The organism is Lysinibacillus sp. NPDC093688 (assembly GCF_050280145.1).
Taxonomy (GTDB): domain Bacteria; phylum Bacillota; class Bacilli; order Bacillales_A; family Planococcaceae; genus Lysinibacillus; species Lysinibacillus xylanilyticus_B.
Map to the genome: position 1 here is coordinate 196,211 of NZ_JBNNUX010000001.1, position 16,514 is coordinate 212,724.

Genomic DNA, 16,514 nt, shown 5'->3' on the forward strand with positions numbered 1-16,514 from the left:
TATGGTCAATATCTACATAGCAAAAGGGAATACATTTCTTATTAAGCTAACGGAGCAGTTTAGTTGAATAGTGTTATTTAACTTGTTGTTCAACAATCGGGCCAGATTGTTGAATAACACAGTTGATGAGTTATGCCCAAAAATAGAATTAGATTATGAAGAATTATACTTAAATTAACAAGACAGAATAGTCTAATTCATGGAAATAAGTTAAATTCTAATGATAAATACTGTAAAATTTATTTATTACTAATTAAGTAAAATAAACTTATATGATAGATAGTAAATTCCAAATAGAGGTGGATTTATATGCCTAAAATTGACAATATGTTAGCAATTCTATGGATGCTTAGTTCAGGTGAAAAAATTACTGCAAAACAAATTGCAGAAAAGTTAGAGATGAATATAAGGACTGTTTATCGTTATATTGATACACTTTCAACAAGTGGTGTACCTATAATTTCAGACACAGGACATAACGGTGGATATACTTTATTAAATAATTTTATTGAAGCTCCTCTTTTTTTTGATTTTGAGGAGCAAACTTCACTATTTCACGCTGCTGTTTTTGCAGAAGAAGCCGGATATTATGGAGGTGAAGCACTAAATAGGGCCATTTCAAAACTAAGTAAATACTCAAATCAAGAGCAGGAAACAAAGATAAATCAACATTTAACTAGTCTTGAAGTAATAAGTCGATTAAGTTCACTCTCTATGGAACCTTTTTTGAAGGAGTTGGAGCAGGCCGTAGCTGACGGGTACTCAGTAAAAATTCTTTACCATAAAAGTGGCGAAAAGCAATTAAATTATAGATTGGTCGATCCGTATAGAATTATCTATTGGAATAATAAGTGGTATGTGATTGGATTTTGTCATCTTAGGAATGATATCCGTAGTTTTAGAGTAGATCGAATTGAAAGTCTAATGCTAACCGAAAATAAGTTTAACCGGCCAGAAAATTTTTCAGCACGTGACTTTTTTATGAAAAACCTCCTTCCAACTATAGAAGATAAGGAAGGGATTACTTCTTTAGTTATTAATGGGAATACAGGGGCGTTGGGAGATATTTGCCAACATTGGTTTTTAGGACATTATTTACAAGAACGTACTTCAAATCAAGCAGTATTTCTTCTTGAAAAGGATATTATACATACATATGTACCTTATTTACTTTTACCGTATGGTAAATCTATTCAAGTTATTGAGCCAATAAGTCTAAAGAAAAGACTTATTGAAGTTCTGTCGGAATTAATAAAATTCCATCAAGTATGATAACTTCCCTGACGTTATCTGTCAGTGAAGTTATATTATAATAGGCTATATTAATTGAGATTGGAGCGTTATTGAATGCAAACAAAAAAAGTGTATCTTTATGTATTTAATACAATGTCAGACTGGGAATATGGGTATTTGATTGCTGAATTAAACTCTGGAAGATATTTCAAAAAAGATTTAGCCCCATTAAGAGTAGTTACAGTAGGAGCTAATAAAGAAATGATTACTACAATGGGAGGACTGTGCATACAACCAGATATTTCTCTTGATGAATGTACGCTTGAGAGTAAAGATCTTTTAGTCTTACCTGGAGGGACTACTTGGAGAGAAGATATTCATCAACCTATCTTAAGAAGAATTGGCGAAGCTTTAAAGCTTGGTACTATTGTTGCTGCAATTTGTGGTGCAACTGAGGCTCTTGCGAATATGGGATACTTAGATTCTAGAAAACACACAAGCAATGACTTAGAGTATATTAAAATGGTCTGTCCTAATTATAAAGGAGAAAAATTTCATGAGATGGGACCTGCGGTATCAGGTGAGAATTTGATTACTGCATCAGGGGTAGCACCTCTGGAATTTACTATGGAAGTACTGAAAAAATTAGATGTATTTACACCCGATACATTACAAGCATGGTATAATCTAAATAAGACTCATAACTCTGAATACTTTTTCCAGTTAATGAATTCAATAAATAGATGAGCTAAAAAAATCAACTTAGCAGTTTTATACTATAAATAATTAACATGCTTTAGACAATGTCAAAGCATGTTTTTTGTATATAACTTAAAAATTGTTTATAGAAGTAAAAAATTACAAAGCATCCCTGAAGTTGTTATAAATAGAAATGGTAACTAAATCCCTATTTAATATTGAAATTTCCTTAACGTTGTAAATTCGCATTTTCCTGACGATACCCCTAATAGCCCTAATTTCAAAACTATTTTAAGGAGTTAAACTCTTATGATTATAAAAATTGACTTTGGTAATGATTTTATTCAATACATTTCTTGTTCAACAAAAGTAGGTAGGAAGATGAATAGTATTCAGGAGGACTTTATAAATTGGATTTTTGACGAGGGAAAGAATACAGAATATTGGGCATTAGAAAATGGAGAAAAAATTCACCCAAATTACGATGCTAATGCAATTATTGACTGGTTAAACAATGTAAGATTTAAAAAAGGAATTGCAAAAGCAAAATTAATCACCAGTCCTCAATTTAAAGTAAAAAAGAAATTATATTATTAAATTGGTTCTTTAATAAAACGATAAGATTGTGAAGAAATGCACTTAAAGTAACAGGTGGTTTTGTTGAAGAACTTAGCACAAATTGAACAAACAAGACATACTTCTAATAGAGAAGAAACCATTTTGACTTACCTTTTTTTCAAAATGGTTTTATTTAAGTTTTTGTGGTGGTAACTCAAATGGCGGTGTCTGCAGATTAAATTACCATTCAACTGCCCTTTTTAGAAGTTAGTGATCCCAATGAGACGGACGTTTCAGGTGGGAAGGTAATTTTGTTTGATGATTGCCTTGTGCTGAATTAATTTGCATTTGGGTTAAAAACATAGTTGTTGAAAGGTCTGCTCCGCGTAAATTGGCATCACGTAAGTCCGCGCCAATAAAATCAACCCCTCTTAAATCTGCATTTTGTAGATTGGCAGCAATTAAATAAGATCCTCGAAGATCGGTTGCTCTTAAATCCTTGCCTTTAAAATTCTTCCCCATCCAATCAACCCCACGATTGTCATACTTTCGAGCGTTTTTTCCAATCTTTACGATATGGCTTTGGCGAATTTGCTCACTTGTTTCTAACAATAAAACATTCACGGGCAGTCGGAAATTAGGAATATCTATTGCTAGTAATGCATCAGCTTCTAGCTCTGTTGCACGCTGTAGCTGTTCTAATTGTATATGTAGTTTGTTATAGAGGGATGAATCTACCTTATACGATAAAGCCTCTGCTACGTAGGCAATCATTTCATAAAGTTGTTCCATAATCGGAAAGACACGAAACATTTTCTCGGAAACTTCAGGGAATTGTCGCCAATCTTGTCCATGGAAGGTTGTTTGTGAAACCTTTTGTCCAGCTCCTAAACAATCAAAAACTGTACATCCTTTAAACCCTTGATCCCTAAGGTTACTATGAATTTGGCAGCTATAATCTGATTGTAGATTAGGGCAAGGTGTCCCAGCTGCTTTATGAATAGCAAAGTCACTAGAAGCAGCAATATTTAAAGCCGTGCAGCATAGACCAAAACAGCTTTGGCAATCTGCCTGTAAGCTTTCACGTATCTTTTTTCCTATTGTAAAATCCATTTTTTTTACTTCAGACATTTTTGTTTTCCTCTCTTAACGCATAAACTTTTTACATTTAATTCTATCACTTATTATCATTAAAAGGATATTTTTGTGTGGGGGATTTTTACATATCGGGGAGGCCTCAATATTCTCTATAAAATGTTTATCGTTCAACTCTATATGATTAGAAAAAATGATAGTTTTTTACAAAAAAGGAATACTGTATTGACAATTTACTGTAAAATGCTATAATTTTATCGACAGACAGTCGGTCTAGTGAGGAGGAGTGAAAATGAGAAAAGAAGCGATAGAGCGTAGAAATGAAATACTTGATGCGGCTGATGAGCTTTTCGGTCAGAAGGGCTTTGATGGCGCAAGTACTAACGATATTCTTGAAAAAGTTGGCATTGCACGGGGAACGCTGTATTATCACTTCAAGTCGAAGGAGGATATTATGGACGCTTTAATTGAGCGGTATAATGTCCAAATTCTAGGTGCTGCAAAAGAAATTGCAGTAAATAAGAGCATCCCTGTTTACGAGCGTATTATCCGTGTTGTAATGGCATTAAACATAAGTGGCGGAAACGGTAAGGAAATTATTGACCATATTCATAAGCCTCAGAACGCGCTTATGCATCAGAAAATACAAAAGGTAATTATGAACGGCCTGCCACCGATACTGACGGAAATAATCCGTGAGGGTATTGAGCAAGGATTATTCAGTACGCCGTATCCGTATGAATGTATGGAAATGGTTGTAGCCTATACGAATACCGTTTTTGATGATGATATGGTTGAGTTGACCGATGAAGAACGTGCTTCTCGTATACCAGCATTTGTCTTCAACGTAGAAAGACTGCTCGGTGTTGAAAGTAGAAGCCTTATGTACATGATGAAAATGTTTGGCAATGGGGGTGAATAAAAATGGAAACAACGATGGCTAATTCCGAAGGTTTTTTCAAAAAATTTCTTCTGCTTTGGTCAGGACAGCTGATTTCAACAATAGGAAGCGGGCTTACAGCGTTTGGGCTTGGTATTTATGTTTTCCAGCAGACGGGTAAGGCATCGGCAATGGCACTTGTCACCTTACTTGCGTTTATGCCTTCGCTTCTATTAAGCCCTGTGGCGGGAGTGCTTGCGGATCGTTATGATCGAAGACTTTTAATGGTGTTAGGCGACAGTCTTTCAGCGATAGGACTTGTGTATATTCTTATTTGTATGCTTAGCGGGGAAGCACTGCTATGGCAGATTTGTGTGGGAGTTACAATAAGCTCGGTGTTTTCATCGTTGCTTGATCCCGCATACAAGGCTACGGTTACGGATTTACTGACCGAGGAACAATACACAAAGGCAAGTGGTTTAGTCCAAGTAGCGGGTTCTGCGAAATTTTTGATTTCACCCATCATTGCGGGATTTTTGCTCACCGTTTCGGATATAAAGCTTTTGCTTGTCATCGACATCTGTACATTTTTTGTAACTGTTATATCAGCGCTTGCTGTACGAAGAGGTCTTGCTTCAAAGAAACACGAACAGACACAATCATTTTTCAAGGAGTTCAAAGATGGTTGGCGTGCAGTTTCTGAAAATCGAGGTATACTCGTTCTTGTCATCATGACATCAGTGCTGACATTTTATCTTGGCATTATTGAAACACTTTCCATTCCGATGTTGCTTACTTTTACGAATAGTTCTGTAATAGGAACGGTGGAAACTATTGTCGCTACGGGGATGCTCGTATCCAGTGTGATCATCGGATTTCTTCCGATAAAAAGAGGGTATGTGAAAATTCTTTCGTTTGCACTATTTTTTGAAGGGATATTTATGGCGATATTCGGACTTCGAGAAAATATAGCGCTGATCTGTATTTCAGGTTTTTTCTTTTTTGCCATGATGCCATTTGCAAACTCAACTTTGGATTTTCTTGTTCGTACTAACATTGATAATGCCGTTCAGGGCAGAGCATGGTCACTTATAGGGGTTATTTCACAACTTGGATTTGTAGCGGCCTATGCGCTTTCGGGAGTACTTGCGGATTATGTGTTCACTCCTTTGCTAGTTGACGGCGGATTTCTTGCTGATAGTGTAGGGAAAATTACCGGTACTGGCCAAGGTAGAGGAACGGGCTTACTCATCATAATCGCTGGAATATTATTAAGTATTACTTCATTCATATTGTTCAACTTGAAATCAGTGAAAAAGCTTGAAAACAGAGGTGACGTATGTATTTCAGATTAATCCGTAATGACATTTCTAAAAGCAAACTGATAACGCTGACAACAACGTTATTTGTCGCTGCGGCGGCTATGCTCGTTTCTTTATCGATGATACTTATCATAAATCTTTCTGGTGCTATCGATTCACTTATGAATCAGGCGAAAACACCGCATTTTATGCAAATGCACTCGGGGGATATCGATACTGTCCGGCTTGCAAATTTTGCTGAGCAAAACAGCAATGTCGACAAATTTCAAGTGCTTGAGTTTCTCAACTTGGATAACAGTCAAATTATTTTAGGGGATCGTTCACTTGCGAATAATGTTCAAGACAATGGTTTTAGCATGCAAAGTGAAAAATTTGATTATCTTCTCGATCTTGATGGAAACATTATTAACGTATCCGACGGCGAGCTTTATGTTCCAATAAACTATATGAAGGACACCATTACGAAGGTCGGTGATAAAGCGGTAATAGGTGGAAAGGAATTTACTGTAGCGGGATTCCTCCGGGATTCACAGATGAATTCTATGCTGTCTTCTTCAAAAAGATTTCTCGTTAGTGAAAATGATTACGCTGAAATAAAAGGTCTTGGAAGTATGGAGTATTTGATTGAGTTTAGATTAAAGGATTTATCGGCGCTCGGTGAATTTGAAACTGCTTATGCCTCCGCAGGCCTTGAAGCGAACGGACCAACGATTACATTTCCACTTTTCAAAACAATTAACGCGTTTTCTGACGGGATCATGATATCAGTTATACTTCTTATCAGCGTTTTGGTCGTTGCTATTGCATTTATGTGTATCCGCTTTACACTCATTGCGAAAATCGAAGACGATTACCGTGAAATTGGTGTTATGAAGGCAATAGGGCTACGCCTTTCCGACATTAAGAAAATTTATCTTGCGAAGTACGCAGCAATTGCGGCAGGGGGCAGTATTCTCGGTTATGCACTTTCGTTGATGTTCAAAAACATGCTTCTTAAAAACATCCAGCTTTATATGGGAGAAAGTGAAAACTCTTCTTTTGCCACATCTTTAGGGATCATCGGCATTTTACTTGTATACCTTGCAATAATCGCTTATGTAAGCGGAGTGCTGAGACGCTTTCGGAAAATATCTGCTGCAGAAGCGATACGCTTTGGCATTTCGCAGGAAAAAAGCACAGGCACAAAGCGTGTTTGCCTGAACAAAAATAAATTGTTTAATACGAATATTTTCCTTGGTATCAAAGATGTACTCGCAAGGAAAAGACTGTATGCCACAATGCTTGCAGTACTTGTCATTTCAGCATTTATCATTATTGTTCCACAAAACCTATACAACACGATTTCCTCAACAAGCTTCATTAAATATATGGGTATTGGAAACTACGATATTCGTATTGATATTCAACAAACTGATCAAATCTCTAAAAAAGCTGAAGATGTTTTAGACTATATGAACAGCGACAGTTCCATTTCAAAGTATACCATCCTCACAACAAAGACATTCAAAACAATAATGGAAGACGGTTCGGAGGAAAATATAAAAATCGAACTTGGCGACCATTCGATATTCCCTATCGAATATACAGAGGGAAGAGCACCCACTATAGAAAAGGAAATTGCACTTTCGGCTTTGAACGCCGAAGAAATGAGCAAAAAGGTCGGCGATACCATTACGGTCATAATGAAGGGGAAGGAGAATAAGCTCACAGTAAGTGGCATTTATTCCGACATTACGAACGGTGGTAAAACGGCAAAGGCTATTTTTACCGACAGTTCGGAAAATATAATGTGGAGCGTTATTTGTGCAAAGCTTTCAGATAAAACCCTTGTCGATGAGAAAATCTCTAAGTATGCGGACCGATTTACTTTTGCTAAAATCTCCAATATTGATGAATTTGTTAAACAAACATTCGGTTCGACAATAAAATCAGTTGAAAAGGCGTCCATTGCGGCAATTGCTATTGCGGTCATAATAACGGTCCTAGTGACACTATTGTTTATGAAGATGCTTGTCGCAAAGGATAGATATTCGATTGCTGTCATGAAAGCATTAGGTTTTACAAACTCGGATATTACGATGCAGTATGGTTCGCGAGCGGTATTTGTATCAATTATTGGAATAATTGTTGGTACCCTCCTGGCAAACACTCTCGGAGAGGTACTTGCAGGTGCAGTTATCTCCTCGTTCGGGGCGTCATCGTTCAGTTTTTCAATCAATCCATTTTCGGCGTACGTGCTTTGTCCGTTATTGATGATTTGCTCGGTACTTTTCACGACCATCATTGGCACATTGGGCGCTGGGAAAATAAAAATATCCGAAAATATAAAGGAGTAGCTTATGAAAAATCTTATAATCGGTGAACGCATTGTAAAATCTTTTGGCGAGGGCGATGAAAAACACAATGTTCTCGACGGTGTGTCTGTTGAAATAAACGAGGGTGAGTTTGTTGCGATCATGGGACCCTCAGGCTCGGGAAAATCAACGCTCATGTTTGCATTGAGCGGCATGGACAGCGTTGATGGTGGAAGGGTTACTTTTGATGGTAGTGATTTATCGGCAGTTGGAGAGGTTGAGCTTTCAGATATACGTAGAACTAAAATGGGCTTTGTATTTCAGCAGCCAACTATGCTTAAAAATCTAAATATTCTTGATAATATTATTCTACCATCTATCCGTGATAACAGAAAAAACGTTGCAAGGATTTCAGAGAAGGCAAGAGCGCTTATGAAGAGGGTTGGTATCGCTGAGCTTGAAGAGCGGGACATTACACAAGTTTCGGGAGGGCAGCTTCAGCGCGCGGGGATTTGTCGTGCACTTTTGAACAGCCCGAAAATTATCTTCGGCGATGAGCCTACAGGTGCACTTAACTCAAAATCAGCCCAGGAGATCATGGACATTTTTTCTGAAATTAACGCGGGCGGTACTGCGATTATGCTTGTCACTCACGATGCAAAGGTTGCAGCGCGTACGGAACGCATAATGTTTATGCTCGACGGAAAAATCGTCAGTGAGCTACAGCTTCCGAAGTTTGACGGTACAGATATTGATGGAAGAATAGGGAAAGTAACGGAGAAAATGTGGGAAATAGGAATATAAATTGCCGTATCAACTAACACTAAATCTCACAATGGAAAATGTAAGATTTCTAGTAGTTACGTATCGAGTTGGCAAGAAATGATTGGTTTTAGAGAAAAGCAGGGGAATTGGTTTACGAACCAACCTCTGCTTTTATTTGTACGAACAAATTATAGTTGTCATTATTTTTCGAAAAGAATGAAACTTTTGGATGTGGAATTCGTATTAACTGGAAAATACTTTTTTAGGAGGTAATATGTTTAAGTTTAGAAGCTTCTTCCTTATATTTATATTGATATTCTTATTAACAGCCTGTACTCAGGATTCAGTTGTTCCTAAAGGAAAAACTGATGAAAATATTGTTGTTACACCGGATGGGAAAATTACCTTTGAGATTATTAATAAAATAAAGGTTCCACAAGAAAAAGTAGAATCAATAAAAGACGAACTCCTTAATGCCTATGAAGAAATTCAGAATTCAATTCACACTACATATGTTCCTTCAGAGAGAATAAATGTATTTCTCAATGAAGGAAATGGAGTATCTTGGGGTTTGAAATCGGAACTTCAACTATATGACATTATGGAAAATCAATATCCACTTGTCCATGAACTGACACATTCCTTACTTGGTTATGGCAACAATTTTGATAAAAGCAGGGGCTATTTTACGCAGGAGGGTTTTGCTACTTATATGGCAGATAAGTATGGGGAAAATGAGTCATATACCCATAAGCTTATGAAGTACTTTATCGATTCAAACAAATTCATACCAATTAGCAAGTTGATAGATCTGAATCAAGACGATGCCTATTTTCGCCCATCCCTTACAAACCAAAAAGAGTACACCCTTCAATGGATGAGCTATATTCATTCAGCTTCTTTTATTACTTATTTGATTGACACTTATGGATTAGAAAAGTTTGAACAAATATACAACGAAGAGGACTTGGCTAAAAAAATAGAAGAAATATACGGAAAAAACATAAGTGAGATAGAAAATGATTGGTTAGTTTCTATTAAAAATAGTCAAACGGAATTAACATATGAAGACAAAAGGAAAATAAGTTCTTTTTATACTATTACTTCAGTTATTGATCAAATTGACCCCAAATTTTTCACTAAGGAATAATTTATTGTAGAAGTTTACATGAAGTAAAATATTATCGTAAAGAAAAATTCAGCAAATCAGGAACTTTATAAAAGAAAATTGATTCAGCTGTTGAGTCCGTTTCAGAAACAATATAGTACAATGACTGGGTGAAGCAACTATTTTCATTTTTACAGGTTAGAGTATATTTAAAATAAAATCATAGGAGATGTACCTTTTATGAAAGCTGGAAATAGCATTATTATTTTAAGTATAATCTGTATTTTAATTGGATTAGTCTACGCATTAGGATATAACAGTTCTATTTACTTTAAATATTTATTTTCTATAGGTTTCATACTGTTGGGAATGGGTATTTTAATTGATGGAATTGAAGAAATGATAAAGAAATAACGGTAAGTTGGGATTCAAAGTATGTTGTTAGCAATTATTTGAAAAACGTGGTGTGTTGATTGGGTAAATATAGGTTTATTATTGACTTCTTTAAAAAACACACCTGATAGTACATAAAAATATAACAAGAAGTAGTGGTGAAGAAAAATGGGGTAACGGTAAAAGATATACTACAATTGCCATCATTTAGAGGGGCAGAAGTATTAACGGGTAAAATTAATCTTAATCGTACGGTCTCCTCTTTATCTGTCTTAGAAGTTTCGAATGTAGATTTTTTATCTACGATTATCCAATCTGTTCAGGAAGAGTGGTATGCGGAAGAGCTAGTTATTAGCTCTTTTTATTCAATTAGAGATAGTGTTGAACAACAATGTAAAACCATTCAACACTTACATGATCTTGGCGAATTGGGTCTTATTTTATATTATGTAGGAATTGTTTTGCCTGAAATTCCAGAGGAGGTACTGCAATTAGCAGACTCTCAAGGTTTTATCATTATTTGTATGCCAAAAAATGATTACTCTCTACGTTATAATGAAGTCATTTATGAAGTGATGGAAGCGATTGTTAGTAATCAGGCTGTCAATGATCAGTTTGTGAAGGAAACTTTAGAAAAAGTCTCCTTACTGCCAGAGCATTTACAAAGTGTAGAAATCACACTGAAAATGCTATCTGATCGCCTGAAAGCTAATATTGTACTGACTAATAGTAGTTTTGATATTGTCAACCAAGTGATGTGGCCTAGAAATTCATCTTTAGATGTTTGGCAAGTCATACAGGAATTTTCACAAGGTCATCTGAATAAGGAAAAGGGAAAACTAGAATTACAAAGAAGCAATTTAACGTGTGTCGTTGAATATAAAAGTATTCAGCAAAAAAATGGAGAACAGCTTTATCTGTTTGTTATTAAAGAGAACACACCATTACCAGCAAAGACTATTGAAAAAATAAGTGAAGTTGTCCAAGTGGCCATTAATCTTTGGGGAGACAAGCATGATGAAGTGAGTGAATATGCATTAGTAAAAGCGATTATTAATGATGAAAGCAACAAAATGCGAAGACTAGCCAACATGCTAAATATCGATGTTTCTGCTATTCAAATGATGTGGTTAATTTATATTAACGATGTATCAGAAGAGAAGAAAATTAGGGATGAACTGGAAGAGCAACTTTCAAAATATTATCAAACGACAGTGATTCAATGCATTGATCGTTGTATTATTGTTCTTTTAGGAAATGGCTTGTACAAACTTCATGAATATGAGATAGCGACTGAGTTTATTGAAACAACAAATTACTACTCCCAACTATCAGAAATCGTTTACTCACCTAAAATGAAAAATACTAAAGCTGTACGTCAAATGTATCAATTGGTGAATCAAGTAGGAAAGAAAGTTCATACCATCTATCCAATGCGCAAATTGTTTACTGCCGCTGAACTTCGATCGATGCAGCGAGCCATTGATTTAAGTAAACAGGGAGAAGAAATGATTGAAGAATCCCTTTCCGTTATTGAGCCGATTTTAAATGAAAAAGAGTCCCTAAATACATTAATGGCTTTTCTTTTAGATGCAAATGGTAGTTTTGATGAATGTGGAAAAAATTTATTCATTCACAAAAATACAGTAAAGTATCGTATCAAAAAAATTAGTGAACTAATCGGAAACGATGTAACGGTTTATTCGGAATTTTACGATGTATATATGGCCTGCATGATTTATCGCCTAATAAATGGTTAGAAAAGTCTGGATTTTTGTCCAAAAAGATAAAAATTCAGACTTTTTTTTCATTTTTGAAAAAGACGTACGTCTATCCCTTCTTTTATAATAAAAAACATTAATTAATGATCTAACAACAAAAGGAGGGGACGATATGGAGAAAGATGGGCAAGGTCAGTCTTGGTATAGTTTAGGGATTATTTGGGCAGGAGCAATGATTTGTATACCAAGCTTATTAGTTGGGAATACATTGATTTCTGGTATGGGTTTAACGAAGGCATTAGCCGTGTCTTTTGTTGGATATGCAATTGTAGTAATCATCATGATTTTTCAAGGAATGCAAAGTAGTGATTTAGGAAAGCCAACTGTTCATGTCGCTGGACAAGTGTTTGGTAAAAAAGGATCACGGACGATTCTTTCTATTATTTTGGCGATTGCTTGCTTAGGTTGGTTTGGCATTCAAGCCAATGTTTGCGGAGTTGCGCTAGCTAATTTATTAACAAAGTATGATATGAATGTACCTATTCCCATAGCTTCTTTACTTAGTGGTTTGGTGATGGTAGTTTCAGCTGTTTATGGCATCAAAGTGCTACGTGTCTTAAGTTATATTGCAGTTCCTTTCTTAATTGTCATTTGTCTACTAGGTTTAGTGCAAGCTTTATCTGGTGACACTCTACAGCTTATCATGGACTACAAACCTAAAAATAACATGAGTTTTTCGGATGGACTAGCTATAACGATCGGTTCATTTGCACTTGGGGCAGTGATCGCAGGTGATTATTCTCAATATTCCGAAAAACGATCTGATGTTTTTAAAGCAGCAACAATTGGAATCATTCCAGCTGGAGTATTGATGATTGGTGTTGGAGCCGTTTTAACTATCGCTTATCAAACAAGTGATATTACTGCTGTCTTTCTGAATATTGTCACTCAATTAATCGGTGGGATCGCTTTGATTTTAGCTACATGGAAAACCAATTTGGTGAATGCAATCTCTGGAGGAATCGCCTTAATTAATGTTTTTAACATTGCCAAGGACAAAGAAAAAATGGCGATTGGCCTAGCTGGAACGGTAGGTACTTTACTTGCCGTGATCGGTATTTTAAATTACTTTACACCGATAATGTCGATTTTATCAGCGATGATTCCTCCAGTTGCAGGCGTTATGATTGCCTCTTATTGGGTGATAAATAAAGGGGATCAAACAAGCTGGAAGGAAGTAGACGGTGTCAATCGTTTAGGTGTTCTCTCGTGGCTAGTTGGGGCAGTTATTGCTAGTATTCCGGTTGTTTTATCGTTATTCCCAAGCATGCCGCAATTACCTAATCAGCCTCTAATTGGTATTGTTATTTCATTTGTTATTTATTATTTCGGTTATCGTCTATCAATGCAAAAGACTATCATATTGGAGGAAAATAGATGAGATATTTAGATAAAGAAGCTATTGAACATATTGCGATTGGAGCAGCCTTTTTAGGAACAGGCGGAGGGGGGGACCCTTATATCGGGAAAATGATGGCTCTTTCTGCCATTGAAAAAAATGGACCAGTAAAATTGTATTCAGTGGATGAAATTGAAGATGAAGACTTTTTCATTCCAGCAGCTATGATGGGGGCACCTTCTGTTTTAGTTGAGAAATTTCCACGAGGAGATGAGTTTGTTAAAGTTTTTCAGAAGCTCGCGAAATATATTGGGAAAGAAAAGATTACAGGAACATTTCCAATGGAAGCAGGCGGTGTGAATTCGATGATCCCGATTGTCGTAGCGGCACAACTAGATATACCTCTCATTGATTGTGATGGAATGGGGCGTGCATTTCCAGAATTGCAAATGGTGACCTTTAATTTAGATGGGATATCTGCAACACCAATGGCTATTACAGATGAAAAAGGAAATATCGGGATTTTTGAAACGATTAATAATAAATGGACAGAACGAATAGCACGCTCAGCAACAGTTGAAATGGGCGCTAGCTCTTTAGTTAGCTTGTACCCAACGACTGGAGCTCAGATTAAACAGAGCGGCGTTCATCATATCATTTCCCTTTCAGAAAAAATCGGTGAAATTATTGCTTCCAAAAATAGAAATGTGAAAGAAAAACTGCAAGAATTACTACAGCTAGTTTCTGGTTATGAATTATTCCAAGGTAAAATTGTCGATGTAATTCGAGAAACGAAGGGTGGATTTAACCTTGGAAAAATGATTCTGGAAGGTATGGAAGTCAATAAAAACGAAAATATGAAGGTTCATTTTCAAAATGAAAATCTTATCGCTGAGAAAAATGATCAAGTTGTAGCAATGACCCCTGATTTAATTTGTTTAGTAGATTATGAAACTTTATTGCCAGTGACAACGGAAAGTTTAAAATACGGTAAGCGTGTCCGAGTAATTGGATTGCCAGCCAATGAAAAATGGCGGACTGATAAAGGAATAGAAACAGTAGGTCCAAACTATTTTGGTTATGATTACGATTATGCTCCAATTGAGGAATTGGTTAAAAAGGTGGTAGCTGAACATGTATAAGATTGGAATCGATGTTGGTGGGACGAATACGGATGCCATTATTTTAGATGAACATAGTAATCTCATTCATAGTGTTAAATCGCCAACGAGTATAGATATTAAAACTGGTATTGAAACAGCTTTACGAAACCTATTACAAGAATCGAACATTGATAAAACGAAAATTACGCATGCAATGTTAGGAACAACGCAATGTACAAATGCCATTGTAGAGCGTAAAAAATTAGCTAAAGTTGGTGTAATCCGTCTAGGATACCCTGCAACTGCCTCTGTACTTCCATATACTGCTTGGCCAAAAGATATGATTGAAAAACTATCGGGGAATTATGCCTTAGTCCATGGTGGTTATGAATACGATGGTCAACTTTTAGGTGAGCTTGATGAAGGTGAAATTCAAACGCTTCTAGAGGACTGGCGTGACAAAGTAGAATCTATAGCGATCGTTGGCGTCTTTTCTTCCATAAAAAATGATCAAGAGTTGAGGGTACGCAGTCTTATACAAGATGTTTATGGAGAAGATTTCCTTGTTTCCTGTTCGTCGTTGATTGGCTCGGTAGGTTTAATTGAACGTGAAAATGCAACCATTTTAAATGCGGCATTATGCAAAGTAATTGAAACGACAACGACAGGCTTTGTTCGTGCGTTAGAAGGTGAAGGGATTTTCAATGCCAAAGTCTATTTATGCCAAAATGATGGAACTTTAATGTCAATCGATTATGCTAAACATTTCCCGATTTTAACGATTGCATGTGGACCGACGAACAGCATACGTGGCGCATCTTATTTAGCAAAAATTAAAGATACGATGGTTTTAGATGTTGGTGGAACGACTTCTGATATTGGGGTCTTACAGGACGGATTTCCAAGGGAGTCTTCGGTAGCAGTAGAAGTAGGGGATATTCGCACAAATTTTAGAATGCCTGATATTATTTCTGTTGGGCTAGGCGGAGGCAGTATTGTCCGAGTAAACAACGGGAAAATTACGGTTGGACCTGATAGCGTCGGGTACAAAATTTCTGAAGAAGCACTTGTTTTCGGAGGGAATACTCTTACGACAACAGACATTGCTGTTCGTCTTGGATTAGCTAATGTTGGTGATCGTTGTTTAGTGATGCATATTGATGAAGAGTTCGCAAAAGAAGCTCAATTAGAAATATCATCGTTAATTGAGCAAGCCATTGATAAAATGAAAACTTCATCAGAAGATGTTCAGCTTGTATTAGTTGGTGGAGGCAGTATTATTGTTCCAGATACTCTACGAGGAGTCTCCAATATTGTTAAATTTGAAAATGGGACTGTAGCTAATGCGATTGGTGCCTCTATTGCTCAAATTAGTGGTCAATATGAACAAATTTATATATATTCTAAAGAGCCACGTGAGATTTCATTGAAGGATGCTCAAGCAAAAGCAGTGAAACAAGCTGTATTAGCTGGAGCCCTTTCTGAGACGATTGAATTAGTGGAAGTAGAAGAAACACCCCTTGCCTACCACCCGGAAAATGCAACGAGATTAAAGGTTAAAGTAGTTGGGAAAATGGGTTAGCAATAGCTTTCAACTGAATCAATGACAAAAACTATCGAATAAAATCAAGGAAGAGCCTTATTTTAGAGGCTCTTTCTTTTATTGTTTAAAACTATTGTGTCAATGAGATTAAGAAGGTAGGTTAAATAGTACTTTAGATTTCCGACAAAGTAAGAGTTTAATTTTCGTTTAAGGCTACTCGCTTCCCTAACAAACGTTTTCTGTGCGAAAGCTGTCTCTTCGCCTTTGCTCTAAATCACATAATGTTGAGGTTATTTCTAATCACTATAAATAAGAATACCATGATAAAACTCATCCTTGGTGAAGTGGGGTGATTGGAGTGGAGACTGGGCGACTCCTCGGGGATCAGCGTCACAGATGAG

14 protein-coding genes are annotated in these 16,514 nt (G+C 36.3%); 13 read left to right on the forward strand and 1 reads right to left on the reverse strand.

Features of this window, described 5'->3' with window-relative positions; translation table 11 throughout:
- Positions 1-309 precede the first annotated feature (309 nt).
- From ACQKN2_RS00900 to ACQKN2_RS00910, 3 genes are all read left to right on the forward strand, one after another.
- Positions 310-1,272: a helix-turn-helix transcriptional regulator gene (locus tag ACQKN2_RS00900; protein ID WP_427413239.1), complete on the forward strand. Its 963-nt coding sequence runs from the start codon at positions 310-312 to the stop codon at positions 1,270-1,272.
- A 75-nt stretch (positions 1,273-1,347) separates the two neighbouring features.
- Positions 1,348-1,980, forward strand: a complete 633-nt coding sequence (locus ACQKN2_RS00905; RefSeq protein ID WP_427413240.1) for a type 1 glutamine amidotransferase family protein — start codon at positions 1,348-1,350, stop codon at positions 1,978-1,980.
- A 261-nt stretch (positions 1,981-2,241) separates the two neighbouring features.
- A complete protein-coding gene (locus ACQKN2_RS00910) occupies positions 2,242-2,529 on the forward strand; it encodes a hypothetical protein (RefSeq protein ID WP_427413241.1) in 288 nt (95 codons plus the stop codon).
- A gap of 228 nt (positions 2,530-2,757) precedes the next feature.
- On the opposite strand, the gene ACQKN2_RS00915 is transcribed toward ACQKN2_RS00910, so the two are convergent.
- The gene (locus tag ACQKN2_RS00915; protein WP_427413242.1) at positions 2,758-3,621 is read right to left on the reverse strand and encodes a pentapeptide repeat-containing protein; all 864 of its coding nucleotides are present in this window, start codon (positions 3,619-3,621) and stop codon (positions 2,758-2,760) included.
- Positions 3,622-3,877: 256 nt separating this feature from the next.
- Between ACQKN2_RS00915 and ACQKN2_RS00920 the strand changes: the two genes are divergently transcribed.
- The 10 genes from ACQKN2_RS00920 to ACQKN2_RS00965 all read left to right on the forward strand — a co-directional run bounded on the left by ACQKN2_RS00920 (position 3,878) and on the right by ACQKN2_RS00965 (position 16,152).
- Positions 3,878-4,507 (forward strand): TetR/AcrR family transcriptional regulator, encoded by a 630-nt coding sequence (locus ACQKN2_RS00920; protein ID WP_427413243.1) that lies wholly within the window; start codon positions 3,878-3,880, stop codon positions 4,505-4,507.
- A 2-nt stretch (positions 4,508-4,509) separates the two neighbouring features.
- A complete protein-coding gene (locus ACQKN2_RS00925; RefSeq protein ID WP_427413244.1) occupies positions 4,510-5,820 on the forward strand; it encodes an MFS transporter in 1,311 nt (436 codons plus the stop codon).
- Positions 5,805-8,123, forward strand: a complete 2,319-nt coding sequence (locus ACQKN2_RS00930) for an ABC transporter permease (RefSeq protein WP_427413245.1) — start codon at positions 5,805-5,807, stop codon at positions 8,121-8,123. Before ACQKN2_RS00925 ends, ACQKN2_RS00930 begins: the two co-directional genes overlap by 16 nt.
- Positions 8,124-8,126: 3 nt before the next feature.
- On the forward strand, positions 8,127-8,885 hold the full coding sequence (locus ACQKN2_RS00935; RefSeq protein ID WP_427413246.1) for an ABC transporter ATP-binding protein: 759 nt from the start codon (positions 8,127-8,129) through the stop codon (positions 8,883-8,885).
- Between the two features lie 235 nt (positions 8,886-9,120).
- Entirely contained in the window at positions 9,121-9,996 is an 876-nt protein-coding gene (locus ACQKN2_RS00940; RefSeq protein WP_427413247.1) for a hypothetical protein, read from the forward strand.
- 198 nt (positions 9,997-10,194) lie between these two features.
- Positions 10,195-10,368 carry a hypothetical protein gene (locus ACQKN2_RS00945; protein ID WP_427413248.1) on the forward strand — a complete coding sequence of 58 codons (174 nt, stop codon included), beginning with the start codon at positions 10,195-10,197 and terminating at the stop codon, positions 10,366-10,368.
- A gap of 137 nt (positions 10,369-10,505) precedes the next feature.
- The gene (locus tag ACQKN2_RS00950; RefSeq protein WP_427413249.1) at positions 10,506-12,107 is read left to right on the forward strand and encodes a PucR family transcriptional regulator; all 1,602 of its coding nucleotides are present in this window, start codon (positions 10,506-10,508) and stop codon (positions 12,105-12,107) included.
- A 133-nt stretch (positions 12,108-12,240) separates the two neighbouring features.
- On the forward strand, positions 12,241-13,509 hold the full coding sequence (locus tag ACQKN2_RS00955; RefSeq protein ID WP_427413250.1) for a cytosine permease: 1,269 nt from the start codon (positions 12,241-12,243) through the stop codon (positions 13,507-13,509).
- Positions 13,506-14,609, forward strand: coding sequence for a DUF917 domain-containing protein (locus ACQKN2_RS00960; RefSeq protein WP_427413251.1), 1,104 nt, complete (start codon positions 13,506-13,508; stop codon positions 14,607-14,609). The genes ACQKN2_RS00955 and ACQKN2_RS00960 overlap by 4 nt, the downstream gene beginning before the upstream one ends.
- Positions 14,602-16,152: a hydantoinase/oxoprolinase N-terminal domain-containing protein gene (locus ACQKN2_RS00965; RefSeq protein ID WP_427413252.1), complete on the forward strand. Its 1,551-nt coding sequence runs from the start codon at positions 14,602-14,604 to the stop codon at positions 16,150-16,152. Before ACQKN2_RS00960 ends, ACQKN2_RS00965 begins: the two co-directional genes overlap by 8 nt.
- The last annotated feature ends 362 nt before the right edge of the window (positions 16,153-16,514 follow it).